Source organism: Clostridioides sp. LIBA-7602, from assembly GCF_056688945.1.
In genome coordinates, this window is the sequence record NZ_CP196991.1 from 1289564 (window position 1) to 1315489 (window position 25926).

The window sequence follows — 25926 nt, forward strand, 5'->3', positions numbered from 1 at the left end:
AATAGTTCCTTAAAATCAGGAGGTAAGTTTTAATATGGAAGATAATAAGTTTGGACAAGTAAAAATATCTAATGATGTAATAGCTACAATAGCTGGTTTAGCAGCATTAGAAGTTGAAGGCATAGAAACTACAGCAACATTAACAGATAAGTTGTTAAAAAATAATGGAGTAAAAATACAAATAGAAGAAGAGGATGTTAATTTAGATGTAATGGTTATGATAAAATATGGAATGTCAATACCAGATACGGCTTTTAAAGTTCAAGAAAATGTAAAAAATACTGTTGAGACAATGACAGGACTGAAGGTTTCTCAAGTAAATATACACATTCAAGGAATCAGCTTTAAGAAAGATAAAGTTGATAAAGAAGAAGCAAAAGCAACTAAGAAAAATTAATATTAGCCCTCTGAAAAGTCAGAGGGTTTTTTGTTGGCATTTGATTTTTATATAGATAATTAAACTTAAAGGAGAATTTTGATTGATGAAAAAAGATAGGGCACAAAAGAGTACAACAAGAGAATATATAATGAAACTTATATACCAGATAAATATTAATAAAGAAGATTTTGAGGCTTTAGAAGATAAAGTAGATACTTTTTTAAAAGATAATTCGGAGCATATTATAAATAGATATGAAGAACTTGCACTTCAGTATTCAAATAATGCAAATTTAAAATTAGAAGATATTAAGCTTGAAGATGTTATAGACAGAAAGTATATAAACAGAGTATGCAAAGAACTAAAAGAAAATCATGATAAGATAGATGAGTTAATAAATAAGCATGCTAAAAACTGGACAGTAGATAGAATGCCAAAGGTAGATGTGTCTATACTTAGATTATCTGTATGTGAAATAGCTTATTTGGATACTCCTAATAAAGTATCAATAAATGAAGCTGTAGAACTTGCAAAGATATATTGTGATGATAAGTCTCCTAAGTTTATAAATGGTATATTGGGAAGTGTTGTTGATGAAATCGGGAAATAATATAATAATTGGAATTGATACTAGCTGCTATACTACTTCTATAGCAGCTATCTCTTTAGATAAGAAAGTTATCTTTAATGAAAAAATAATGTTGGAAGTAAAAGAAAATACCAAAGGTCTAAGACAGAGTGAAGCTGTATTCCAGCATGTAAATAATTTAGGACTTCTCAGTGATAGAATAAAATCATTTAAAGGTAAGTTTAATGTAGAAGGTGTCTGTTCATCTATAAGACCTAGACCAGTTGAAAACTCATATATGCCTGTATTTAATGTAGGATATAATTTTGGAAAGTTATTATCAAGCATGTATGGTTGTAGATTTTATGAGACTACTCATCAAGAAAATCACATTGAAGCAAGTTTATTAAATAGTAAATTAAAAAATAATAATAGATTTATTTCTGTTCACATGTCTGGTGGCACTACAGAGATACTTTTAATAAGCAAATTGGATAGTAATTATAATATATGGGATAATAACTTAGATGCAATTACCAAAATAAGTAATAAAAAAGATGATAAAAGTAAGTTATGCAATAATTTTGGATATAATATAGATATAATTGGAGGAAGTAAAGATATTAGTTTTGGTCAACTTATAGATAGAGTAGGAGTTAAGTTAGGATATAAATTTCCTTCAGGAAAATATTTAGATGAAAATGCTTTAAATTATAATCTTAAAATAGAAAGTGGTCTAAAAACTTCTGTGAGAGATGGATATATGAATTTATCTGGATTAGAAAATCAGGTAAATAAGATTATAGAGGATAATAGAGATAATACCAATCAAAAAGAATATGTATCTAAATTAGTATTAGATTCAGTAGTTAGAAATATGTTTAAATCTTTAGTGTATTTATGTGAAACTTATAATATAAATGAAGTAGTTTTTGCAGGTGGAGTTTCTGCAAGTAAGTATATTCTCAAAGAATTAAGTCTAAAATTAAGAAAAAAACATATAGAAGCTCATTTTACAGAGCCACAATATTCAACTGATAATGCTGTTGGGTGTGCTATAATAGGATTGAATAACTTTTTAGGAGAAAGAGTATGAAACTAAGAGCTTTAGATATAAGTGAAGCAAATTCATATATTAAAAGAATTTTAATAAACGACCCAATACTTTCTAATCTTAAGGTTAAGGGAGAAATTTCTAATTTTAAGGTTCATAGTAGTGGGAATGTGTATTTATCACTTAAAGATGAATCATCAAAGTTAAACTGTGTAATTTTTAAAAGCAATTTTAATCGTAATCTAAAATTGGACAATGGTGTGAAAGTTATAGCTAGTGGATATATATCAGTCTATGAGAGAGATGGTGCGTATCAATTATACATTAACCAAATTGAAATAGAGGGAATAGGAAATTTACACATAGAATTCAATAGATTAAAAGAAAAACTTAATAAAGAAGGGCTATTTGACTCAAAATACAAGATACCTATACCTAAAATGCCAAAATCAATTGGAGTTATAACATCTCCAACAGGTGCTGTTATAAGAGATATAATAAATGTTATAAAAAGAAGATACCCTAAAATTAATATAAAGCTTTATCCAGTAACAGTTCAAGGAGATAAATCAGCAGAAGAAATATGTGAAGCAATTAGATTTTTTAATCATATGAAGAATGTTGATACACTTATAATTGGTAGAGGTGGTGGGTCAATAGAAGAGCTTTGGTCTTTTAATGATGAAATGGTAGCAAGAGAGGTTTTTAATTCTCAGATTCCAATAATATCAGCAGTTGGGCATGAAACTGATTTTACTATTTGTGATTTTGTAGCTGATATGAGAGCACCAACACCATCAGCAGCAGCAGAGATTGCTACTCCATCATTAGATGATATAAATTACAAGCTTGGAAATATAAAAAGTAGAATGAGTAAGTCTCTTACAAATCAAATTGAACTAGACCAATACAAGCTAGAGTCAGCGTTTAACAAGATAAATAACTATTTAGATTCTTATACAATAAAAGATAAAGTTATACAATTAGATAAAATATATGATAAAATAATTTTTGGAATAGAAAATAATTTGAAATTGGAAGAAGAGAAACTAATAAAGATTGGAGCTTTACTTCATAATTTAAGTCCACTAGCTACTATGGATAGAGGTTATAGTATAGCCCAGAAAGATGGAAAAGTAATAAACAGTATAAATGGATTAAAAACAAAAGATATGATAGATATAGTATTAAAAGATGGAAATTTAGAATGTATGATAGATAAAATTGAAAATAAAGAGGTATAGTATGAATTTAACCTATGAAGAAGCTTATAAAAGATTGGAGAGTATTTTAAACGAGTTAGAATCTAAAAATGCTAGCTTAGATGAATCTTTGAGCTTGTATGAAGAAGGTATAAGCCTTTATAAACATTGTAATAAGCTTTTAGATGATGCTAAATTGAAAATAAGTAAATTTAATCAATTAGGAATAGAAGAAGATTTTAAAATCGAGGAGGAGTAAAATTGGAATTTAAACAATGTCTGAAAGAAAAAGCAAGTTTTATAGAAAATGTACTTAAAGAATATATGCCTAAAGAAGAAGGATATCAAAAAACTGTTATTGAAGCTATGAACTACAGTTTAAGTGCTGGAGGTAAGAGATTAAGACCAATACTTACATTAGAAGCTTGTAAAATAGTTGGAGGTAATGAAGAAGAAGCTATTCCTTTTGCTGTGGCAATTGAAATGATACATACATATTCACTAATACATGATGATTTACCAGCTCTTGACAATGATGATTTAAGAAGAGGAAGACCAACAAATCATAAAGTATACGGAGAAGCTATGGGTATTTTAGCAGGGGATGCTCTACTAAATTATGCTTTTGAAGTTATGCTTTCAGGTTCAATCAATAAAGAAAATCCAGAAAAATACTTAAAAGCTATAAATGAAATTGCTAAAGGTGCTGGTATATATGGAATGATAGGCGGTCAGGTAGTAGATGTAGAAAGTGAAAATAAACAAATTGAAAAAGAAAAATTAGATTATATACATATGAATAAAACTGCTGCAATGATGGTGGGCTGTATGAGAGCAGGAGCTATTATAGGTGGAGCAAATTCAGAACAGATGGAAGAAATAACTAAATATGCAAAAAATATCGGATTATCATTCCAGATAGTAGATGATATACTAGATATAGTGGGAGATGAAGCGAAGTTAGGAAAAAAAGTTGGAAGTGATATAGAAAATCACAAGTCAACGTACCCATCACTTTTAGGTTTAGATAAATCTAAAGAAATTGCATATAATTTGATTGATGAAGCAAAGAAAAGTATAGAAAAATTATCTGACGATGTAGATTTTTTAAAGGGATTGGCTGAATATATAATAGATAGGGAATACTAAAATATACAGCTAAAATCGAGGAGGGAAAAATGGACTTTTTTTCGGAGATTTTTAACAATGGGGCTTTGGGAATAAGTCTGATTGCTTGTTTCTTGGCACAATTTATAAAAATATTTACTGGTAAGGAAAAAAGAATTGAGTTATCAAGAATACTTATTTCAGGAGGTATGCCTAGTTCCCATAGTTCTTTTGTTACAAGTTTAGCTACAGTGGTAGGTATTGAAAAAGGGTTTAATTCTACTGATTTTGCTATAATTACTGTGCTTGCCTTGATTATAATGTATGATGCAGCAGGTGTTAGACGGGCTGTAGGTAAACAAGCTATTATATTAAATCAAATAGTAGCAGATATACAGCATGGAAAGCATATAGAGCAGAAGAAATTAAAAGAATTAATAGGTCACACACCACTAGAAGTTTGGTTTGGAGCTTTACTCGGAATAGTAACAGCTTTAATATTGATGTAAATTTAAAATTTACAAAACAAAGGTGAGGATAATATGTATAAATATTTAGATAAAGTAAATTCTCCAAAGGATATAAAAAATATGAGCATAGAAGAAATGGATTTACTTGCAAAAGATATAAGAAAATTTTTAGTAAAATCTGTTTCTAAGACAGGTGGACACTTAGCTTCTAATTTAGGAGTAGTTGAGTTAACATTAGCTCTTCATAAAGTGTTTGACAGTCCTAAAGATAAAATCGTATGGGATGTAGGACATCAATCTTATGTTCATAAAATAGTTACTGGAAGAAAAGATTGTTTTATATCTTTGAGACAATTTAATGGACTAAGTGGTTTTCCAAAGGAGAGTGAAAGTCCTCATGATATTTTTGACACAGGACATAGCAGTACATCTATTTCTGTAGCTACAGGTATTGCCTGTGCTAGAGATATAAAAAAAGAAAATTACAGTGTTATATCTGTGATTGGAGATGGTTCTATAACTGGAGGTATGGCACTTGAAGCTTTAAATCAATTGGGATATATCAATACTAATATGATAGTAATCCTTAATGATAATGAGATGTCCATAGATAAAAATGTTGGTGGAATGTCTAAATATCTGTCAAGTATTATAAGAAATTCAACAGTTGAAAAAATGACAGATGAAGTTGATAAAATTTTAAACGTTACATCAACAGGCGAAATTTTATCTAAAACTGCACATAGATTTAAAGACAAGTTGATGTATAGTTTTTCTCCTCAAGATTGTTCATTTTTTGATTCATTAGGTATAAAATATTATGGTCCTATAGATGGTCATAATACTAAAGAATTAATAGATATATTGAGGAAGGCTAAACACAAAAAAGGGCCTGTACTTTTACACGTAATTACGAGAAAAGGAAAAGGGTACAGATTTGCGGAGGAGCAACCTGATAAATATCATGGAGTATCAAAATTTGATATAAAGACAGGTGTTACATCTTCAAAAGTTAAGTCTATGTCAGCTAGTGTTGGAGAAAAACTGGTTGATATGGCTAGCGATAATGAAGATATAGTAGCAATAACAGCTGCGATGCCATCTGGTACTGGGTTAAATTTATTTGAAAGTGCATATCCAAAAAGATATTATGATGTTGGTATAGCTGAACAACATGCAACAGGGTTTGCAGCAGGACTTGCAAAAAATGGCATGAAACCTTACTTTGCTGTATATTCATCGTTTTTGCAAAGAGCATATGACCAAATTATTCATGATGTATGTATAACTAAAAAGCCAGTTACTTTTCTTATAGATAGAGCTGGGTTAGTTGGAAATGATGGAGAAACTCATCATGGTATGTTTGATTTAAGTTACTTGAATTCTATTCCAAATATTGTAGTAATGGCACCAAAAGATACAAGAGAGATGGAACTTATGATGGATTTATCATTAAAATTAGACTATCCATTAGCAATTAGATATCCAAGAGGAAATAGCTATTACTTGGACAAGGGAGAATATAAAGAACTTGTATTAGGAAAGTATGAAGTATTAGATGATGGACAAGATACAGTTATACTTTCTATTGGAAGTATGGTAAAACATGCTTTGGGTGCTAAAGAAATATTATTGAAAGAAGGAATAAATCCAACAATAGTTAATGCTAGATTCTTAAAGCCAATGGATGAAGATATGTTGAATGTTTTATTAAAGACTCACAAAAATGTAGTTACAATAGAAGACAACGTTGTAACTGGAGGGTTTGGAAGTAGAATAAACAAGTTTATTATAGATAATGAGTATAAGATAAATATACTTAATATAGCAATACCAGAAGAATTTATAAAACATGGTAATGCAGATGAGTTATATGATTTTGTAGGATTATCCTCAGAGAGTATTGCTGATAAAATAAGAAAGTTAGTTATTGAATAAAAAGTTAATGAAAATATTATAAATTAAGACTGAGATGAAATATAAAATTTATCAATTAGAATAAATATCAAGTGTGTTACTTAAAGCTACTTTAGTTATTATTAAAGTAGCTTTTAACAGAAAGGTAATTTTATGAAAAAGAGAATAGATTTATTGTTAGTAGAACAAGGTCATTTTGAAAGTAGAGAAAGAGCTAAAAAAGCAATAATGGCTGGTCTAATTTTTGTTGATAATCAAAGGTGTGATAAGGCTGGCACAGAAGTAAAAGAGGACTGTAATATAGAAGTAAAAGGAAATCCAATACCATATGTCAGTAGAGGTGGTTTAAAGCTTGAAAAAGCAATGAAAAACTTTGATTTAACTATTGATGGAAAGGTATGTATGGATATAGGTGCATCTACAGGTGGTTTTACAGATTGTATGCTCAAAAACGGAGCAATAAAAGTATTTTCTATAGATGTTGGTTATGGTCAACTTGCTTGGAAATTGAGACAAGACGATAGAGTTGTGTGTATGGAAAGAACCAATATAAGAAATGTAACAATAGAAGATACAAAGCAGTTTGCTGATTTTGCATCAATTGATGTGTCTTTCATATCATTAAAACTAGTACTTCCAAAAGCTAAGGAGTTAGTACGCCATGATGGAGAAATTGTTGCCTTAATTAAACCTCAATTTGAGGCAGGAAGAGAAAAAGTAGGTAAAAAAGGTGTAGTTAGAGAAAAATCTACACATATAGAAGTCATAAAAATGATTTCAGACTTTTCGGTTAAAAATGGATTTGAAATTTTAGGATTAGACTTTTCTCCAATTAAGGGTCCTGAAGGAAATATAGAATATTTAATTCATTTGAGAAATGGTAATGAAGGTTATGAGTTTAATAGTGACATACACAATAACAAAATAATAGAAGTCGTTGAGGCTTCTCATAATTTAGATAAATAGACTAAAAGGGGGCTTAGACTTGATCCTCGAATTATATATGAAAAATTGTGCTTTAGTTGAAGAGCTAAGGTTGAGTATTGATAAAAATTTAAATATACTTACAGGTGAAACTGGTTCAGGAAAATCTATAATAATAGATGCACTTGGACTTTGTCTAGGTGATAAATACGATAGGTCTTTTCTAAGAAAAGGAACAGACAAGGGACTTATTGAGGCCGTATTTTTGTCAGATAATATATATTTAAAAAAAATACTAGACGAAAATGATATAAGTATAGAAGATGACAATTTGTTAGTCATAACTAGATTGATATATTCAGATGGAAAGAGTACTGCTAGAGTAAATGGAAGAACTGTTAAAGTATCTCTTCTTAGAGAAATTGCATCAACACTTATAGATATACATGGTCAACATCAAAATCAAGCTTTATTTAATAAAGATACTCATTTGAAATTTCTAGACCTTTTTGGAGAAAATGAATTAGAAAAATTTAAAGTTGCCTATAAAAAAGTGTATAACAAGTATAGTGAGGTAAAAAAAGCTTTAAATTGTTTGACAGAAAATAAAGATGAGATGCAAATTCAAAGAGAAATAGATTTATTAAAATTTCAAATAAATGAAATAGAAGTTGCAAATTTAAACAAAAATGAATATGAAGATTTATTAAAACAAAGAGAAGTTTATAGGAATAGTGAAAAGATATATAATAATTTAAATTTAAGTTATAGCAAGTTACATAATGGTGAGTATAATGTTATTGACCTAATAGGTCTTGCATCTAAAGAGCTTAATGACATATCAAAATATGACAGTGTTTTGAGTGAATATAGTGATACTGTAGAAAGAATTATGTATGAATTACAAGATATATCTGGTGATATAAGAAATTACAAAGATAATATAGACTTTGAGCCTTATGAGCTAGAGCAGATTGAACTTAGAATTGATGAGATTAACAATTTAAGAAGAAAATATGGAGATAGTATAGACGATATATTTGAGTATTATGAAAAGATAAAAGATAGATTAGATGAGATACTAAATAGAGATGAAAGAGTTGAACAATTAAAAAGTCAACTTATGAATATAGAAGAAGATTTAAAAATAAAAGCTAATAAATTGACCAAAGCAAGAAAAGAAGTAGCAACTACTTTAGAGAAAATACTTCTTGATGAATTAAAAAGTCTAAACATGAAAAATGTAATGTTCAAAGTTAATTTTGAAGAAGGTCAATTTACTTTAAATGGAGTAGATGATATTGAATTTATGATATCTTTTAACTTAGGAGAAGATATTAAACCAATATATAAAGTTGCATCAGGTGGTGAGATGTCAAGATTTATGTTGGCATTTAAGACAATATTAGCTGATATAGATGATATTGATACATTAGTGTTTGATGAAATAGATACAGGGATAAGTGGCATAGCAGCACAAATTGTTGGTGAGAAATTAAGTGATATAGCAAAGAAAAAACAAATAATATGTATAACTCACTTACCTCAAATTGCGGCAAATGCAGATACTCATTATTGTATAGAGAAAGACACTTCAAATAATAGGACATTTACTAATGTTAGTAAACTAAATCAATCTCAAAGAAAAAATGAAATTGCTAGACTTATAGCAGGTAATAATATAACAGAGAAAACTATTGAACATGCAAGTGAAATCATTGAAATGGCTAAAAAATGCTAGTTAAGAAAGATTGCTCTAATATAGATGTAAAGAATTTTCTATCTGAATACTTTACATCTATTTTTTATGACAAAATAATTTTATATTATTTAATGTAGACATTAAAAACACAAAATTTAAAGGTTTATAAATTTGTAACTTTGAAATTTTTAGATGCTTAAGTATAATATTATGTATAAGGTATTAGTGAGGGGGGCATAAATTGAATAAAAAAAATACTATGCACTTAATTTTTACAATTGTAATTTTTATTTTATTATGGTATATGATATTGACAATGAATGAAATTAACAAAAACATAGAAAACTATAATAATAAATTAGAGTACTTGTCACAAGAAATTATGAACACCAAGTCAGATATTAGTAATACGATAAATGAAGAAATGTCGAAAAGCTATATAACTAAAAGTATTGATTTAAAAGTTAAAAAGCTTAAAAAAGAAGAATGTATTATTGAGGTAGATATTCAATTGAGTAAGCTGGGTAAAGATGGCAAGGTATTTTTCATGTATAAAGAAGATAATAATAAATGGAATGAAATTAAAATGACAAAACATGGAGAATTATCGTATGCTTGTGAGATGAAAATAAAGACAGGCAATGAATATGACTATAAAGTAGTTACAAATGGGACAATATCTGAAAGCTCAGATGTACAAAAGCTAACTACATCTGATTATATGCCTGAACAACCTGTATTTAATTCTGGAATAAGGGATAATAAAGAATATTTTATTGAAATAATAGAAAATAGTAATCTCTTAAATCATGAAAGTGAAAAGTCAAAAAATAAAGTTTATAATAATATCAGATTGAAGAAAGTAGATATCATTGTAAATGAAGGGAAAAAAGATACTGTATGCAAAGCAAAATCTGTTAAAATCTCAGATGATGATAAAAACAATAATTCAAATGAAAGTCAAGTAAATTATGAAGCTGCTTTTCCTAAAAGGGATATTGATGATATAGTTTATATTAAAGCCAAGCTTACATACAGTAATGGAGTAGAATACATAAAGGATATAACTGAAGAGGTAACTATGGGACTACAAGATTTAGAAAAATAAATACATATACAAATAAAGTTAGTCAATAAAATAGAGTATAAATAAAATCTTAGTATTTTTATTTATACTCTATTAAATAAAAATTATAATTTTAATTCCATATATCTAGCACCTTCAATCGGATTATAAGTATACGGTTCTATATCATAGAAACCAAGTTTTTCATATAGTCCTTGAGCACTTTTCATACTTGGAAGAGTGTCTAGTCTCATATATGCATATCCAATTTCTTTTGCCTCTTTAATAATTTCTTCTAATAGTAGTTTTCCTATTTTTAGTCCTCTAAATTGATTTCTTACATATAATCTTTTTAACTCACATATTTTGCCTTCAAGTTTTTTTAGAGCAACACAACCTGATAAATTTCCATCAACAAATGCTAATATCAATGAACCAGAAGGTTTTTTGTATTTTCCTGGAAGTGTTTTTAATTCATTGTTAAAGTCTTGAAAACATAAGTCTATATTTAGAGAATTCGAATATTCAGTAAATAAAATTTTTACATTTTCAAGGTTTTCCAAGTCTTTTTCTTCAACAAATTCTAAAGTTATATTTTGAGCCATTTTATCCATCATTATATAAATATGTTTATATAACGACTTCACCTCCTTGATATATGTATATTTTTGTTAATATCAATTAGATTTTAATACCATTACTTTTTCACCACCATAGTCAAGTTCTCCATTAAACTCAAATCCAAAATCTTTATAAAGCTTGATAGCCGTTTTATTGTTATCAAATATACTAAGATATAATTCATCACAGTTATATTTTTTTTTAAGAAGATTTATAAGATAATCTAAGGACGCTTTTCCGTATCCTCTGCCTTGATACTTTGAATCAATCATGAATCTATCAAGCCAAACTCTATCATCTTCTAAGCGACCATACATAGCGAATCCTATCAATGAATTTTCATCATATATTCCCACAGGTATCCAAGCTGTTATAAATTTAGATTCAGCAATAGAAAGTGCATTGCTTTCTATATAATCTAATTGACTTTTATCTACAGACAAATTAACTAAATCATGCCAATTATTTATGTCTGCAATTCTTACATTTAATTTCAAGATATTACCGCCCTTCAAACTTTTTGTTACAATATAATACTATCATATTATATATTAAAAATCACTTAGTAAGATACTCAGCAAGGTTTTTAAATGAATAAATTTTCTGGAAAAAGGAATTATAAATACATAATAATACAGCATAGGAGTAGATGAATATATGAACAAAGCAAATAAAAATTTCAAAAATATTTGGATAATATTAGGAGCTGTATCGATTTTTATGATGGTTATAATTTTTCAAAATAAGAATTATAATATAAATAAAGAAACTCCAATAGAAGCTTTTACAATTAAGAATCATGATAAAAAATTCGTATATCCACTTGGAAATATAATTGGAGTAAAAGCCAATACGGATGGTGTATTGGTCTTAGGATTTGAGGAAGAAGATGTAGATTATATTGGAGGCATACAAATTGGTGATAATATAGTAAAAATAGATAATAAAAGGATAAAAAACAGTCAAGATGTATCAGAAATTTTGAACAAGGCTAAAAAAAGTAAAGTTGAAGTGACTTTTGAGAGAAAGAATAAGTATAAGACAGAAATAATAGAAACTAAAAGAGAAAATGGTAAATATAAGCTTGGTCTTTGGGTAAGAGATAAAATATCTGGAATTGGAACTATGACTTTCTATGACCCTAGTATGGAAAAGTTCAAAGCAATTGGTCATGCCATAAAAGATTCGGATACTAATGAACTATTAAAAATAAAACAAGGATATATATATAAGCCAGAAAAGCTAAAAATAGTAAAGGCTAGTAATGAAAAAATCGGTAAAATAAAAGGCGACTTTAATGATAGCAATTTAATGGGTAATTTCTCGAATAATTCAGAGTTAGGTATAAGTGGTAATATTACAAATAAACAGAACAAAGAATTTGATTTGGCAAATAAAGAAATGCAATTGATAGAAGTTGGAAGACCACAAGATGTAAAAATAGGAGATGCAGTAATTCTTTTTGAAGATAAAAATAAGAATATAACAAGCTATGATATAAAAATAGAAAGTATAGTATATGATAAAGGAAATTATAGAGATATGGTAATAAAAGTAGTAGATGATAAGTTATTGGAATACACAGGAGGTATTGTACAGGGGATGAGTGGAGCCCCAATAATACAAAATAATAAAATTATTGGTGCAATAACTCATGTTTTTAGAGATAATCCGAAAAAAGGATATGGTATTTTTATAGATGAAATGATAAAATTGTAGGTGAGGCATTAAAAAATTTTATTATTTTATCAATTATCTAGAAGGAATATAATTTTGAAGTGTCGAATATGCATTAGAGTAGATAATTAAGAGCAATTGTGTAAAAAGTTTAGTTTTCTGTAATAAGAAGATGTTTTTTAATGGGGGGATTTTTAGTGGAAAAAATCAAAATAGTTTTAGCAGATGACAATAAGGATTTTTGTCAGGTATTAAAAGAGTATTTGTCTAATGAGGATGATATCGATATATTAGGCATAGCTAAGGATGGAATTGAAGCATTAGACTTAGTAAAAAAGACACAACCGGACTTATTAATATTAGACGTAATAATGCCACATCTAGATGGATTAGGTGTAATTGAAAAATTGAATACTATGGATATACCTAAAATGCCAAAAATAATAGTACTATCAGCAGTAGGTCAGGATAAGATAACTCAAAGCGCAATAAATCTAGGAGCAGATTACTACATAGTAAAGCCGTTTGATTTTGTTGTGTTTATAAACAGAATTAGAGAATTGGTTTCTAATAGAGTTGCTCAAGTTGAGCCAAAGCCTAGACCAGTTCAAGAAACTCAAATGACTAGAAGTGATTTCGTTAAGAATGTAGGAAATATAGAAACAGAAATCACAAATATAATACATGAAATAGGAGTACCAGCTCATATAAAAGGGTATTTATATTTAAGAGAAGCGATTAAAATGGTTATTGATAATGTTGAGCTTTTAGGTGCAGTAACAAAGGAGTTATATCCAAGTATAGCTAAAAAATTCAATACAACACCAAGTAGAGTTGAAAGAGCAATCAGACATGCGATAGAGGTTGCATGGAGTAGAGGAAAAGTTGACACAATAAATCAACTATTTGGATATACAGTACACAATACTAAAGGAAAACCAACTAACTCAGAATTTATAGCAATGATTGCTGACAAATTAAGACTAGAGCATAGTATGGTTAAATAAATAGACACAAAAAGTAAGGCTTTTTAATTAAGGCATTGGCGATAAATATGTATTACAAGTAGCGAAATGGTATAACCAGTAGGGTTATGCTGTTTCGCTATTTTAATAAGTATAAAATTTTTTCTTTATTTTTTCTTTATTATTCATTCAATATATTAATATAATAAATTTATTTATACTATGCTTATAGTATATGTCTTTATAAGTTGCAAAATGGAAGGAGTTTATTTTTTAAAAATGAATGTTGAATAAAATATAATAAACTTTATATTTTAAAGAATATTGTTGAATGTGTTAAATAAAAAAATAATAGAATATAGTATTATAAATGCCAAAGATGCAAAACAAACTTAAAACATTTATTTTATTGTTAAGTAATGCTATAATATAATGTGATTTTAATAATGATAGTGGAGGTTTAAAAATGAGAGTCGAGGCCCCTATAAAAGTAGATCGAAAAACCAAAAAACTTGCTAAAAGAGTTGAAAGTGGGGAAATAGCAGTTATAAATCATATCGATATAGATGAAGTTGCTGCAAACTCTTTAGTAGAAGCTAAAATAAAACTTGTCATAAATGCGGCTCCTTCTATAAGTGGTAGGTATCCCAATAAAGGTCCAGGAATATTAACTGAAAATAATATACTAATAATTGATAATATTGGAGAAGAATTATTTGAAGAATTAAAAGAAGGGGAAACTATAGAAGTTGTAGATGGAAAGATATATAGAGAAGGAAAATTTTTAGGTGCAGGCGAAGTTTTAGACAAGTATGAAGTTTCACACCAAATAAAGGCTGCTTATGAAAATTTAGCTGTAGAATTGGACAGATTTATAGATAATACTATAGATTATGCTAAAAAAGAAAAAGGATTTATACTTGGAGAAGTAGAAATCCCAAAAGTGAAAACTAATTATGCTAATAAACATGTATTGATAGTTGTAAGAGGTCAGGACTATAAAGAAGATTTAAGTACTATGCTTTCTTATATAGAAGAGGTAAAGCCAGTCTTGGTTGGTGTTGACGGAGGAGCAGATGCTTTAATTGAGTTTGGATATACTCCAGATGTAATCGTAGGAGATATGGATAGTGTAAGTGACGATGCTTTAAAGAAGGCTAGCGAAATAGTAGTACATGCTTATACAGATGGAAGGGCACCAGGTCTTAAGAGAGTTCAGGAGTTAGGTTTAGATGCAATTGTATTTCCTGCACCAGGAACTAGTGAAGATATAGCTATGCTTATTGCTTATGAGTATAAAGCAGAGTTAATAGTAGCAGTTGGTACACATTCAAATATGATTGATTTCCTTGAAAAGGGAAGAAAAGGTATGGCAAGTACCTTTTTAGTTAGGCTTAAAATAGGCTCAAAGCTTATAGATGCTAAAGGAGTTAATCTGTTATATAGAAGTAAGTTAAAAATAAAGTACATATGGGCATTAATAGCAACAGCTTTATTTCCTGTGTTGGTAGTAGCATCGTTGTCACCAGGAGTTCAACAATTTATACAACTAATGCAATTAAAGTTTAGAGTATTATTACAGATGTAAATTTTAGGAGGATAAATATGCATATTAATATGAAATATTATATAGTCACTATAGGTGCTATATTTATAGCTTTGGGTATAGGCATGTTAGTAGGATTTAACTTAAATAATAATCAACAATTAAGTGAACAACAAGCAAATATAATAAATGATTTAGATGATAAGTTTAATATTTTAAAAGAAAAAAACGATAAACTTGATGGTGACCTAGCAAATGTAAATAAAGATTATGAAGAGGCGGTTAATTTTATAAATAAAAATGTAGATAAGATTTTAGCCGGTTCATTAAATGGTAAAAATATAGGAATAATATCAGCTAATGAAAATGACGATTATACAAAGAATATAGAAGACATAATAAATAAATCTAATGGAAATATTGCATTCAATATAGTATTAAAAGAAAATATAACAAGTCCAGAAAAGTTAAAAGAAATATCAACTAAATTGGGTGCAGATATAAAAAATTCAAGTGATGCTGTTAATTATATAATGGATACTCTTAAAAAGGAAGATGCAAGTGATATTCTGACATATCTTCAAGAACTAGATGTAATAAAATTTAACTCTCTTGGTAATACATATCTAAAATATGATTCTGTTGTAATAGCTGGTGGAAATGATGCAAAAGATAGTACAAAACAGTTTGAAAAGATAGAAAAGTTTGTAGTTTCAAAACTTAAATCAGAAAATAAATATTTAGTAGAAGTTCAAAATACAGGAGTTAAAACTTCTTATGTAGAACTATATTCTAAAAACAAGGTTGCAACTATAGATAATATTGATGAAGGAATAGGAAGTATATCTCTAGCTATTCTTTTACAACAAGGAAATATAGTTGGCAATTTTGGTAGATTAGATACTGCAACTTCATTGTTGCCATCTATTAAATAGAAATAATTTTAAGGAGAGAAGAAATGAATTCTTATATAAGTATAATAATACCAGCTTATAATGAGGAAAGTAGAATAAAATATACGTTAGATAGTATAGTGGATATTAAACAAATAAACGAAATAATAGTCGTTGATGATGGTTCAATTGATAATACTGCTAAAGTTGTATCTGAACTAGAAAATGAAAAGATTAAATTTTTTAAGTTAGATAAAAATAGAGGTAAAGGATATGCTTTAAATTATGGTATTAAGTTAGCGATGAAAAATGCAGACATTATAGGATTTTTAGATGGAGATTTAGGAAGTTCTGCTAAAGAAGTTGAGAAATTAATAGTGCCTATATTAAATGGTGATGCTGATGTTACTATAGCTAAGTTTCCTCCTGCAAAGAAAAAAGGAGGATTGGGATTTGTAAAAGGTTTAGCTAAAAATTCTGTTTTTGAGATGACAGGTGTTGAGTTAGACGCAACTTTATCAGGCCAAAGAATATTTAAAAGAGAAGTTTTAGAAAAATTTGATGAAATACCTTTTGGATATGGAGTAGAAGTTGGTATGACTATTGATATATTAAAGTATGGATTTAAAATTAAAGAAGTATTAGTGAATATGACTCACAATGAAACAGGAAGAAATTTAAAAGGATTTATTCATAGAGGAAAACAGTATTATCACATAAAAAAGGTTTTAGGACAAAAAAAGAAAGAATGGAGGTAATATCTTAGTGAAAGATTATATACTTTATACCATTTTACTATTAACAGGATTATTTGGAACCTATGCTGTAATACCACTATTTAAAAATCTATTGATAAATGGAAATGTACTTAGGCCAAACTATAAAAAAGATATGATACCAGTAAGTATGGGTATTGTGTTTTTGCCGATGGTTGTAATTAACGGAATAATACTTGCTCTCTTTACTACAGAATTTAGGGATTTAGCATATATATTTATGTTTATGTTTGGTATGATATCCATGTTTTTTGCAGGGATACTAGACGATATTATTGGAAATAGAGATGTAAGTGGTTTAAAGGGACATTTTAAAAGTCTATTTAAAGGAAGTCTTACAACTGGTGGTTTTAAAGCATTATTTGGTGGATTTGTAGGACTTATAGTTTCTGTTGCTATATCAAAAGACATAATTGACATAATAATAAACACACTAATAATAGCTCTATCGACTAATTTAATGAATCTCTTGGATTTAAGACCAGGGAGGGCAATAAAAGTATACTTATTTATAATGGTGATTATATTTTTAACATTGACAGGTTTTGTTCAAGTGCTTCCATTACTTATAGTACCAAATGTACTTGCATATTTTAATTATGATTTAAAAGCAAGAGCAATGATGGGAGATACTGGTTCAAATGTTCTTGGAATATCTATTGGAATCATGATTGCTTTTGGATATTCATTTAATGTTAGATTAGGGTGGTTAATATTCGTAGTTATTATGCATATATTCACTGAGAAATACTCATTAACTAAGATAATAGAAAAAAATAAATTATTAAATTTTATAGATAAATTGGGAAGGTAGCATTATGATAAGCAAAAGAGTGGGGATTGTTGAGTCAATAGTAAGCCAAACTGAAACTCTTGATGATATAAGAGTGAATATAAATGGGGAAGTGCAAAGGGCATATAATTATCCAAAACTATCTGGAAGCGTAAGTATAGGAGATGAAGTAGTTTTAAATACAACGGCAGTAGAATTGAGTTTAGGTACAGGTGGATACCATTTTGTAATAACTAATTTAAATAACTTAGAATCTACTTTAACTGAAGGTGGACATATAATGAAACTTAGGTATACACCTTTTCAAATAAAAGTTGATTCTATTGAAGAACAAGAAAGTATTTATCATGATGCATTTGAAAACTTTAAAGGATTAGAAGGTCTTTCTGTTGTGGTAGGAACTCTTCACAGTATGTTAACGCCATTTGCAGCTTCATTTAAAAGAAGTAATCCCAATAAAAAGTTAGTATATATAATGACTGATGGAGCATCTCTTCCAATTTATTTAAGTAAAAATGTGGATACTTTGAAAGCAAAAAAATTAATAGACAGTACCATAACAATAGGCAATGCATTTGGTGGAGATTATGAATGTATAAATATATACACTGCGCTAATTACAGCAAAAGAAATATTAAAAGCAGATGTAGTATTTGTAAGTATGGGACCAGGAATTGCTGGTACAGGAACAAAATATGGATTTACAGGAATTGAACAAGGTCCAATTCTTGATGCGGTAAAAAAACTTGGAGGAAGAGCAATAGCAATTCCAAGAATTAGTTTTGCTGATAAAAGAGAAAGGCATCAAGGTATTTCACATCATAGTATGACTGTATTTAAAGAAATTGTAAATGTAAATGTAGATATACCAATAACCATATATGATGATGAAAAATTAAGTTTTATAAAAGAACAAGTAAGTTTAAATGGTTTAGATAAAAAGCATAATATAATTTATATAGATAATAATAAAACGAAAGAGGATTTAGACTATTTTAATCTAAAAGTAAAAAGTATGGGAAGAAATTATGAACAAGATGAGGCATTTTTTAAAGCTGCAAGTACAGTAGCATATTACTTAATGGAGGTTTAAGATGGTATTAGAAGAAAAAACTATTAGTAGTGATAGGGTTTATACAGGTAAAGTAATTACTTTAAAGGTTGATACTGTTGAAATTCCAGGGCAAGGATATCAAAAAAGGGAGTTAGTAGAAGTTGGTGGAGCAGTAGGAATAGTTGCAATTACAGATGATAACAAAATTGTACTAGTTAAGCAATTTAGAAAGCCTATAGAAAAGCCAATTTTCGAAATTCCAGCTGGTAAACTAGAAAAAAATGAAAGTCCAAAAGAATGTGCTGAAAGAGAACTAAAAGAAGAAACTGGGTATAGTGCAAAAAATATTAAATTAATACATAAATTTTTCACTTCAGCAGGTTTTTCTAATGAGATAATGTTCGTATATTTAGCAACTGGGCTTACTCCAGGAGAGAATAACTTAGATGCAGATGAGTTTTTAGATGTATATGAAGTTGAGCTTGAAGAGGCATATAATATGGTATTAAAGAATGATATTGAAGATGCAAAAACTTCTATTGGATTATTATTAGTAAAAGATATGTTTAAAAATTAATATTTATAAAAATGAATAACCCCTTGTCCTAAAGCATATTATTTTATAAAGGACAAGGGGGAATAAAATTGAGAAGAACATATAGAAAAAATGATTTTAGAGAATTGAATAGACAAATAATTATTATAGGATTGTTGTTTATGATGTCTATTGTTATTGGGTCTTATATAAATAAAATCTTGCCAGGTTCTAGTGACAATATATTAAACAATATAAATCCTGCTGTAGAGTATTATAATCTAAATCTAAACATAAAAGAGACAGTTATACAAAATTTAAAGTCAGATGGAATTTTTATGGGCTCAATAGCTCTATTAAGTTTGTTTGTAGTGACAATTCCAGCAGTGTTAGTAGTTTTTGTATTAAAAGGTATGTCAATAGGATATACAATAAATAGTTTTATATTGGCATTAAAGTTTAAAAGCGTAAAAATGATTTTAATAATATTATTTAAAAATTTGATTATTATTCCATGTGCAATCATATTAACATTAATTAGTTTAAGCTATTTCAAAGAGATGGTTTATGAATTTAAAAAGAATAACAGAAAAAATATGCAATTTTTAATTAAGAGGTATATACTAAATATTATAATTATAATAGCACTATCATTGGGGTTGCAATTAATATTAAATACTGCAAGTATTGGTATTATTAAGTTCCTAGTTAAATAAAGGAGTTTATAATGGATATTATAGAGGGATATATAGATTACATAAAAGATAAAAAAAAATTATCAGAAAATACAGTGGCATCATACTTTATGGATATAAAAAAATATATGGAATATATAAATCAAAAAAGTATTAAACTAGTAGATATAGTTGAAAATGATATTATAAGTTATTTAATAAAGTTGGAAAAAGATAATGTATCAATAGCTACAATAGCGAGGATGATATCCTCTATAAAATCTTTTCATGATTATTTATTTTTAAATCATGTATGCACAAATAATCCTGCAAAGGACATAAAAAAACCTAAAATAAAAAAAGAAAATATAAATATACTTACAGAAGAAGAAATTGAAAGATTATTAAAGTTTCCAAAGTTAACAACACCTAAGTTGATTAGGGACAAGGCTATTTTTGAGGTATTATATGGTACTGGCATAAAAGTATCTGAATTAGTAGATATGAACGTAGAAGATGTTGACCTGGATATTGACTATATATATTGTAATTCATGTTGTAAAAATCAAAGAGTAATACCACTTTGTGATATTACAAAACTTTATTTAGATAAGTATTTAAAAGAAGCAAGACCTAAAATAGCTGTGGAAGGTGAAAAATCATTATTTGTAAGTTCATTGGGTCAAAGGTTTACACGACAAGGTCTTTGGAAAGTCATAAAAAAATATTCTAATTTAGCTAATATAGATAAAAATATAAATCCTACAATGCTTAGACATTCATTTGCAATTCATTTATTAAATGAAGGTGCTAACATTGCTGTTGTAAGTAAAATTTTAGGAAATGTTAATCTATCTAGCCTTCAAGTATATTTAAATCATATAGATAAAAACGTGAGAAGAGAAATAAAGGAAAAACATCCAAGAAATGATATTGATATAGAATTACAAAAAGCAGAGGCTAAATAGACTGTATAGCAAATTTTATAATTTAAAAGGAGCGTATTTATATGAGCAGAGTGATTTGGATTGTAATTGACAGTGTTGGGATAGGAGCATTGCCTGATGCTGAAAATTTTGGAGACAGTAAGGATGTAAGTACTCTTGGAAATATATTTAAGAAATATCCAGATATACAAATTCCTAATATGAGAAAATTAGGGATAGGTAATATAGAGGGTGTAGATTTTTTTGAAAGTATAAAAGAACCAATAGGTTGTTTTGGAAAATGCAAGGAAATGTCTCAAGGGAAAGATACTACTACTGGTCATTGGGAAATGACTGGTATAATAGTTGACAAGCCTTTTAAAACATTTGAACATGGATTCTCAAAAGAAATAATAGAAGAATTCGAGCAAAAAACTGGAAGAAAAGTAATAGGAAATAAACCAGCTTCAGGGACTGTGATAATTGATGAATATGGAGAGCACCAAATAAAAACTGGTGATGTGATAGTATACACTTCAGCTGATAGTGTATTTCAAATAGCTGCAAATGAAGAAGTAATCCCACTAGAAGAACTTTACAATATGTGTAAAATAGCTAGGGAAATAATGATGGGAGATAATGCAGTTGCTAGAGTAATTGCTAGACCATTCATAGGGAAGAAAACTGGTGAATTTGTTAGAACTTCAAATAGAAGAGACTATTCATTAGACCCATTTGAACCCACTGTTCTGGATAATATAAAAGAGTCAGGGCTTGATGTTTTAGCAGTCGGAAAAATAGAAGATATTTTTAATGGAAAAGGAATTACAGATGCTATCCATACTAAAAGTAATATGGATGGAGTAGATGAAACTTTAAATTATATGAAACAAAAAAACAAAGGTCTAATATATTCAAATCTTGTGGATTTTGATTCTAAATATGGACATAGAAGAGACCCAGAAGGATATAAGAAGGCTCTTGAGGAGTTTGATAGTAGACTTCCTGAAATAATGGAGAATATGAGAGAAGATGATGTGCTTATAATCAATGCAGACCATGGGAATGACCCAACATATAAAGGTACAGACCATACAAGAGAATATATACCAGTTATGATTTATGGTAATAAGGTTAAAAAAGGATTTAATTTAGGAATAAGAGATACTTTTGCTGATATTGGAGCAACTGTTGCAGATATACTAGATGTAAAATTGCCTAAACATGGGTCAAGTTTTAAAAAAGAATTATTCTAAATTAAAATATAAATAAAAAGTCAAAAAATTTAGCTTAATAGAATGGAGGGATTGGAATGTTTGAAAAGATAGAACAAAGTAGCAAATTTATAAATTCTAAAATTAGTATAAAACCTAAAATTGGTTTAATATTAGGTTCTGGACTTGGAGATTTGGCAAATGATATAGAAGATTCTGTCATAATTAAATATAGTGAAATTCCAAATTTCCCTGTATCAACAGTAGAAGGACATGCTGGACAACTTGTTATTGGAAAGCTTGAAGGGAAAGAAGTAATTGCTATGCAGGGGAGATTTCATTACTATGAAGGATATTCTCAGAAAGAGGCTACTTTTCCAGTAAGAGTTATGAAAGCTTTAGGAGTTGAAATTCTTATAGTAACCAATGCTGCTGGAGGAGTAAATAAAAAGTTTGAAGCAGGGGACTTGATGATTATAAGAGACCATATAAACTTTAGTGGAAGCAATCCATTAGTAGGCAAAAACGATGATAGGATTGGAGCTAGATTTCCAGATATGTCAGATGCATATTCTTCTAAATATGTAGATATAGTTAAAGACTGTGCAAAAGAATACAAGATAGATGTAAAAGAAGGCGTGTATATGTTTTTTAGTGGTCCAAACTATGAAACACCAGCAGAAGTAAGAATGGCTCAAATATTAGGAGCTGATGCTGTAGGAATGTCTACTGTTCCAGAAGTTATAGTAGCAGCACATTCTAATATTAGCGTTATTGGGATATCTTGTATAACTAATATGGCTGCTGGTATCTTAAATCAACCACTAAGCCATGAGGAAGTAATACAAACTACTCAAAAAGTAAAAGTAGAATTTATGAATTTAGTTAAGAGTACAGTTAAAAATTTATAAATATTTTGAGTAGATTTATAATGAAATAGCTGATGTATTATTTGAAAAGAATTAATAAAGAGCTGTCTTAATATAGAAAATTATTTCTAATAAGAGACAGTTTTTTTATAATACTATAAGATTTGAAATTGTTTTAAAGTTTAATATTTATTTAAATTATTACAAGTTAGAATGGAGATTTCAAGTATGAGAATGTATGATATTATAAAAAAGAAGAGAGACAAACTAGAACTTAGTAAAGAAGAAATACATTATTTTATAGAAAACTATTCAAAAGGAGATATACCTGATTATCAAGCTTCTGCGCTATTAATGTCTATTTACCTAAATAAGATGAATAAACAAGAAACTGTTTATCTTACAGAAGCGATGATGAACTCTGGTGATATTATAAAGCTATCAGATATAGATGGTATAAAGGTAGATAAGCATAGTACTGGCGGTGTAGGAGACAAGACAACTATAGCCCTTATACCTTTGGTTGCTTCATGTGGAGCACCAGTTGCAAAAATGTCTGGTAGAGGTCTTGGTCATACTGGTGGCACTATTGATAAGTTGGAGTCTATACCAGGTTTTTCAACAGAAATGGATATAAATAAGTTTATTGATTCTGTAAATAAGTCTAAAATAGCAGTATGTGGTCAAAGTGCCAAGGTAGCAATTGCAGATAAGAAAATATATGCACTTAGAGATGTTACAGCAACTGTTGATAATATATCATTAATAGCATCTAGTGTAATGTCCAAAAAATTGTCTTCAGGAGCGGATGCAATTGTGCTAGATGTAAAAACTGGAGATGGAGCATTTATGAAGACTTTAGAAGAATCTTTTGAATTAGCGAAATCTATGGTTGATATAGGTACTGGTATGAACAAAGATACAATAGGAATTGTAACAGATATGGATGAACCTTTAGGTTTTGCAATAGGAAATTCTTTAGAAGTTATAGAAGCAATTGAAACTTTAAAAGGAAATGGACCTAAAGACCTTGTTGAACTATGTGAAGTATTAGGAGCATATATGTTAGTTTTATCAAAGGTTGCACATGATTTTGACGATGGTATTGAAAAGATAAGAGAATCTATAAAATCTGGTAGTGCAGTACAGAAACTTAAAGAATTCATAGAAAACCAAGGTGGAAATAAAAATGTAGTAGATGATTATTCTTTATTTAAAAAACCAAAATATAAACATCCAGTTAAATCAACTAAATCAGGTTATATAAGTAAAATTAAGGCTGAAGAAGTTGGTTTATCAGCTATGATTCTTGGAGCAGGTAGAGAGACTAAGGATGATATTTTAGATTTATCGGCAGGGATAATCTTAGAAAAGAAAGTTGGAGATTATGTAAATGAAGGTGAAGTTTTAGCATACTTGTATTACGATGATGAACAAAAGTTTTTATTGGCAAAAGACAGATTTATTAATTCATATTCCATTGTAGATAAAAAAATAGAAAAAAATAAATTAATATATGGTATTGTAACTAAAGATGAAATCAAAAAGTTTTAGAAAATTTTAGAAAAGTGATTATAAAAGGCCTAACATGTCAAAAATAGTGTTAGGTTTTTTATTTTTTTGATAAGTGATAAACGAATATCAAAAAATATATTTTAAAATATTTTTTGAAATATAAATAAGTTTATTCGACAAGGTGATTGAAAATTAGAGTATCTAGCTTTATAATAGAAAATGGATAAATATACATAAGGAGTAGATTATATTATGAAATTTAAAGAAAATAGATTAAAAATAGCAGCATTAATAATTGTTATTTTAATTATCTTAGCAGGTATATTTGTATCTATGCAAATAGGTCCTTATAATAAAAATAACAAGAATGATGTAATTATTGATATCCCAAGTGGTGCATCTGTTGGAAAAATATCTGACATATTATATGAAAATAAATTAATAAAAAATGAACTATTATTTAAACTTTTGGTAAAGGTTAGTAATAAAGCCCCATCTATAAAATCAGGAACATATTTACTTAACCAATCGTATTCAAATAATGATATAATAAGTCTTCTGGCTTCAGGTAAAATATATCATGATGGTGTAAAAGTAACTATTCCAGAAGGTGCTACATCAAAAGAAATTATAGCAATGTTAGTAAACAAAAATCTAGGAGATAAAACTACTTTTGAAAATTTAATAAAAAAACCTCAAGAATTTTATGATGAATTTCCATACTTGAAGGAAGAGGGAATAACTTCTTTGGAAGGATTCTTATATCCAGAAACTTATTATTTTAATTCAAAGAAACAATCAGAAAAAGATATTTTAAGCGAAATGTTAAAGGTATTTGATAGTAAATATACGGACAAGCTTAAAAATAAGCAAAAAGAATCAAAGATGACTCTTCAAGAAGTAATGGAAATGGCTTCAATAATTGAGAAAGAAGCTGTTCTTGATAAAGACAGACCAATAATAGCAAGTGTGTTTTATAATAGACTTAAGGTAGGTATGCCTCTTCAATCTGATGCAACAATACAATATATATTTGAAGAGAGAAAGAAAATTGTAACATATGATGATTTAAAAATTGATTCACCATATAATAGTTATAAAAATAAAGGATTGCCTCCTACACCAATATCAAATCCTGGCATAAAATCTATTGAAGCAGCACTATATCCAGATAAAACTGATTATCTCTATTTTGTAGCTAAGATTGATGGTGGAAATAACTATAGTACAAACTATCAAGACCATTTAAAATATGTCAAAGAATATAAAGAAGCAAGAGATAAGCAAGGCAAAGATACAAAAACAACAAATAAAGAAAATACAAAAAAATAAACGATGATTATAAAAAGTCTAACAGGGTAAGAATAATGTTGGGCTTTTTTATTGAAAATTGTTATTCTTAGATTTATAATAAAGAAAGTGTAAATATATATAACAATATGAATTTAAAAAATAATAAATTAAGACAATGTTTGAATG

At 28.1% G+C, this 25926-nt stretch carries 27 protein-coding genes; 25 read left to right on the forward strand and 2 right to left on the reverse strand.

The features are described 5' to 3' along the window. Positions 1-34: 34 nt before the first annotated feature. From ACTG45_RS06205 to ACTG45_RS06255, 11 genes are all read left to right on the forward strand, one after another. On the forward strand, positions 35-397 hold the full coding sequence (locus tag ACTG45_RS06205) for an Asp23/Gls24 family envelope stress response protein (RefSeq protein ID WP_021383951.1): 363 nt from the start codon (positions 35-37) through the stop codon (positions 395-397). 85 nt (positions 398-482) lie between these two features. Continuing rightward, positions 483-989 (forward strand): transcription antitermination factor NusB, encoded by a 507-nt coding sequence (gene nusB / locus ACTG45_RS06210; protein ID WP_021383993.1) that lies wholly within the window; start codon positions 483-485, stop codon positions 987-989. Then, complete coding sequence (locus ACTG45_RS06215; protein WP_479918385.1) at positions 973-2043, forward strand: Kae1-like domain-containing protein; 1071 nt, start codon at positions 973-975, stop codon at positions 2041-2043. The genes nusB and ACTG45_RS06215 overlap by 17 nt, the downstream gene beginning before the upstream one ends. Next, a complete protein-coding gene (xseA, locus tag ACTG45_RS06220) occupies positions 2040-3245 on the forward strand; it encodes an exodeoxyribonuclease VII large subunit (RefSeq protein WP_021383937.1) in 1206 nt (401 codons plus the stop codon). Before ACTG45_RS06215 ends, xseA begins: the two co-directional genes overlap by 4 nt. A gap of 1 nt (position 3246) precedes the next feature. Next, a complete protein-coding gene (gene xseB / locus ACTG45_RS06225) occupies positions 3247-3462 on the forward strand; it encodes an exodeoxyribonuclease VII small subunit (protein ID WP_003419178.1) in 216 nt (71 codons plus the stop codon). A 2-nt stretch (positions 3463-3464) separates the two neighbouring features. After that, on the forward strand, positions 3465-4352 hold the full coding sequence (locus tag ACTG45_RS06230) for a polyprenyl synthetase family protein (protein WP_021383981.1): 888 nt from the start codon (positions 3465-3467) through the stop codon (positions 4350-4352). Positions 4353-4381: 29 nt separating this feature from the next. Next, positions 4382-4819, forward strand: coding sequence for a divergent PAP2 family protein (locus ACTG45_RS06235; RefSeq protein ID WP_021383959.1), 438 nt, complete (start codon positions 4382-4384; stop codon positions 4817-4819). Between the two features lie 33 nt (positions 4820-4852). Further along, positions 4853-6718, forward strand: coding sequence for a 1-deoxy-D-xylulose-5-phosphate synthase (gene dxs, locus ACTG45_RS06240; RefSeq protein WP_021383934.1), 1866 nt, complete (start codon positions 4853-4855; stop codon positions 6716-6718). A 132-nt stretch (positions 6719-6850) separates the two neighbouring features. Beyond that, complete coding sequence (locus ACTG45_RS06245; RefSeq protein ID WP_021383987.1) at positions 6851-7663, forward strand: TlyA family RNA methyltransferase; 813 nt, start codon at positions 6851-6853, stop codon at positions 7661-7663. 19 nt (positions 7664-7682) lie between these two features. Beyond that, positions 7683-9362: a DNA repair protein RecN gene (gene recN, locus ACTG45_RS06250; protein ID WP_479918386.1), complete on the forward strand. Its 1680-nt coding sequence runs from the start codon at positions 7683-7685 to the stop codon at positions 9360-9362. A 202-nt stretch (positions 9363-9564) separates the two neighbouring features. Then, positions 9565-10431: a hypothetical protein gene (locus tag ACTG45_RS06255; protein WP_479920018.1), complete on the forward strand. Its 867-nt coding sequence runs from the start codon at positions 9565-9567 to the stop codon at positions 10429-10431. A gap of 83 nt (positions 10432-10514) precedes the next feature. Here the strand turns inward: ACTG45_RS06255 and ACTG45_RS06260 are convergent, their stop codons facing one another. Both ACTG45_RS06260 and ACTG45_RS06265 read right to left on the reverse strand, forming a co-directional pair. After that, positions 10515-10994, reverse strand: a complete 480-nt coding sequence (locus tag ACTG45_RS06260; protein ID WP_079746942.1) for a GNAT family N-acetyltransferase — start codon at positions 10992-10994, stop codon at positions 10515-10517. Positions 10995-11066: 72 nt separating this feature from the next. Then, entirely contained in the window at positions 11067-11507 is a 441-nt protein-coding gene (locus ACTG45_RS06265; protein WP_479920019.1) for a GNAT family N-acetyltransferase, read from the reverse strand. A gap of 160 nt (positions 11508-11667) precedes the next feature. Here ACTG45_RS06265 and ACTG45_RS06270 point away from each other — a divergent pair, with 160 nt between their 5' ends. From ACTG45_RS06270 to mltG, 14 genes are all read left to right on the forward strand, one after another. After that, on the forward strand, positions 11668-12729 hold the full coding sequence (locus tag ACTG45_RS06270; RefSeq protein WP_021383939.1) for a SpoIVB peptidase S55 domain-containing protein: 1062 nt from the start codon (positions 11668-11670) through the stop codon (positions 12727-12729). A 140-nt stretch (positions 12730-12869) separates the two neighbouring features. Beyond that, on the forward strand, positions 12870-13694 hold the full coding sequence (gene spo0A / locus ACTG45_RS06275) for a sporulation transcription factor Spo0A (protein WP_021383996.1): 825 nt from the start codon (positions 12870-12872) through the stop codon (positions 13692-13694). A 424-nt stretch (positions 13695-14118) separates the two neighbouring features. Continuing rightward, entirely contained in the window at positions 14119-15240 is a 1122-nt protein-coding gene (gene steA, locus ACTG45_RS06280; protein WP_021383954.1) for a putative cytokinetic ring protein SteA, read from the forward strand. Between the two features lie 17 nt (positions 15241-15257). Continuing rightward, on the forward strand, positions 15258-16133 hold the full coding sequence (locus tag ACTG45_RS06285; RefSeq protein WP_479918388.1) for a copper transporter: 876 nt from the start codon (positions 15258-15260) through the stop codon (positions 16131-16133). Positions 16134-16156: 23 nt separating this feature from the next. Then, a complete protein-coding gene (locus ACTG45_RS06290) occupies positions 16157-16849 on the forward strand; it encodes a glycosyltransferase family 2 protein (RefSeq protein ID WP_021383983.1) in 693 nt (230 codons plus the stop codon). Between the two features lie 7 nt (positions 16850-16856). Next, entirely contained in the window at positions 16857-17681 is an 825-nt protein-coding gene (locus tag ACTG45_RS06295) for a glycosyl transferase 4 family protein (protein ID WP_021383979.1), read from the forward strand. Between the two features lie 4 nt (positions 17682-17685). Continuing rightward, positions 17686-18753: a DUF3866 family protein gene (locus tag ACTG45_RS06300; RefSeq protein ID WP_479920020.1), complete on the forward strand. Its 1068-nt coding sequence runs from the start codon at positions 17686-17688 to the stop codon at positions 18751-18753. Between the two features lies 1 nt (position 18754). Beyond that, a complete protein-coding gene (locus tag ACTG45_RS06305; protein ID WP_021383955.1) occupies positions 18755-19291 on the forward strand; it encodes an NUDIX hydrolase in 537 nt (178 codons plus the stop codon). Positions 19292-19359: 68 nt separating this feature from the next. Then, positions 19360-19965: a stage II sporulation protein M gene (locus ACTG45_RS06310; RefSeq protein ID WP_021383964.1), complete on the forward strand. Its 606-nt coding sequence runs from the start codon at positions 19360-19362 to the stop codon at positions 19963-19965. Positions 19966-19976: 11 nt separating this feature from the next. Further along, entirely contained in the window at positions 19977-20891 is a 915-nt protein-coding gene (locus ACTG45_RS06315; protein WP_021383986.1) for a tyrosine-type recombinase/integrase, read from the forward strand. A gap of 41 nt (positions 20892-20932) precedes the next feature. After that, positions 20933-22105: a phosphopentomutase gene (locus ACTG45_RS06320; RefSeq protein ID WP_479920021.1), complete on the forward strand. Its 1173-nt coding sequence runs from the start codon at positions 20933-20935 to the stop codon at positions 22103-22105. A 56-nt stretch (positions 22106-22161) separates the two neighbouring features. Then, entirely contained in the window at positions 22162-22974 is an 813-nt protein-coding gene (locus ACTG45_RS06325) for a purine-nucleoside phosphorylase (protein ID WP_479920022.1), read from the forward strand. 186 nt (positions 22975-23160) lie between these two features. Continuing rightward, entirely contained in the window at positions 23161-24486 is a 1326-nt protein-coding gene (locus ACTG45_RS06330; protein ID WP_479920023.1) for a pyrimidine-nucleoside phosphorylase, read from the forward strand. A 213-nt stretch (positions 24487-24699) separates the two neighbouring features. After that, positions 24700-25779, forward strand: coding sequence for an endolytic transglycosylase MltG (gene mltG, locus ACTG45_RS06335; RefSeq protein WP_479920024.1), 1080 nt, complete (start codon positions 24700-24702; stop codon positions 25777-25779). Positions 25780-25926 lie beyond the last annotated feature (147 nt).

Excerpts from the sequence above, each read along its gene's own strand:
- ACTG45_RS06205 (WP_021383951.1), top strand. The coding sequence starts at position 35 with ATGGAAGATAATAAGTTTGGACAAGTAAAAATATCTAATGATGTAATA.
- nusB (WP_021383993.1), top strand. The coding sequence starts at position 483 with ATGAAAAAAGATAGGGCACAAAAGAGTACAACAAGAGAATATATAATG.
- ACTG45_RS06215 (WP_479918385.1), top strand. The coding sequence starts at position 973 with ATGAAATCGGGAAATAATATAATAATTGGAATTGATACTAGCTGCTAT.
- xseA (WP_021383937.1), top strand. The coding sequence starts at position 2,040 with ATGAAACTAAGAGCTTTAGATATAAGTGAAGCAAATTCATATATTAAA.
- xseB (WP_003419178.1), top strand. The coding sequence starts at position 3,247 with ATGAATTTAACCTATGAAGAAGCTTATAAAAGATTGGAGAGTATTTTA.
- ACTG45_RS06235 (WP_021383959.1), top strand. The coding sequence starts at position 4,382 with ATGGACTTTTTTTCGGAGATTTTTAACAATGGGGCTTTGGGAATAAGT.
- dxs (WP_021383934.1), top strand. The coding sequence starts at position 4,853 with ATGTATAAATATTTAGATAAAGTAAATTCTCCAAAGGATATAAAAAAT.
- ACTG45_RS06245 (WP_021383987.1), top strand. The coding sequence starts at position 6,851 with ATGAAAAAGAGAATAGATTTATTGTTAGTAGAACAAGGTCATTTTGAA.
- ACTG45_RS06260 (WP_079746942.1), bottom strand. The coding sequence starts at position 10,994 with ATGGCTCAAAATATAACTTTAGAATTTGTTGAAGAAAAAGACTTGGAA.
- ACTG45_RS06270 (WP_021383939.1), top strand. The coding sequence starts at position 11,668 with ATGAACAAAGCAAATAAAAATTTCAAAAATATTTGGATAATATTAGGA.
- spo0A (WP_021383996.1), top strand. The coding sequence starts at position 12,870 with ATGGGGGGATTTTTAGTGGAAAAAATCAAAATAGTTTTAGCAGATGAC.
- steA (WP_021383954.1), top strand. The coding sequence starts at position 14,119 with ATGAGAGTCGAGGCCCCTATAAAAGTAGATCGAAAAACCAAAAAACTT.
- ACTG45_RS06285 (WP_479918388.1), top strand. The coding sequence starts at position 15,258 with ATGCATATTAATATGAAATATTATATAGTCACTATAGGTGCTATATTT.
- ACTG45_RS06290 (WP_021383983.1), top strand. The coding sequence starts at position 16,157 with ATGAATTCTTATATAAGTATAATAATACCAGCTTATAATGAGGAAAGT.
- ACTG45_RS06300 (WP_479920020.1), top strand. The coding sequence starts at position 17,686 with ATGATAAGCAAAAGAGTGGGGATTGTTGAGTCAATAGTAAGCCAAACT.
- ACTG45_RS06305 (WP_021383955.1), top strand. The coding sequence starts at position 18,755 with ATGGTATTAGAAGAAAAAACTATTAGTAGTGATAGGGTTTATACAGGT.
- ACTG45_RS06315 (WP_021383986.1), top strand. The coding sequence starts at position 19,977 with ATGGATATTATAGAGGGATATATAGATTACATAAAAGATAAAAAAAAA.
- ACTG45_RS06320 (WP_479920021.1), top strand. The coding sequence starts at position 20,933 with ATGAGCAGAGTGATTTGGATTGTAATTGACAGTGTTGGGATAGGAGCA.
- ACTG45_RS06325 (WP_479920022.1), top strand. The coding sequence starts at position 22,162 with ATGTTTGAAAAGATAGAACAAAGTAGCAAATTTATAAATTCTAAAATT.
- ACTG45_RS06330 (WP_479920023.1), top strand. The coding sequence starts at position 23,161 with ATGAGAATGTATGATATTATAAAAAAGAAGAGAGACAAACTAGAACTT.
- mltG (WP_479920024.1), top strand. The coding sequence starts at position 24,700 with ATGAAATTTAAAGAAAATAGATTAAAAATAGCAGCATTAATAATTGTT.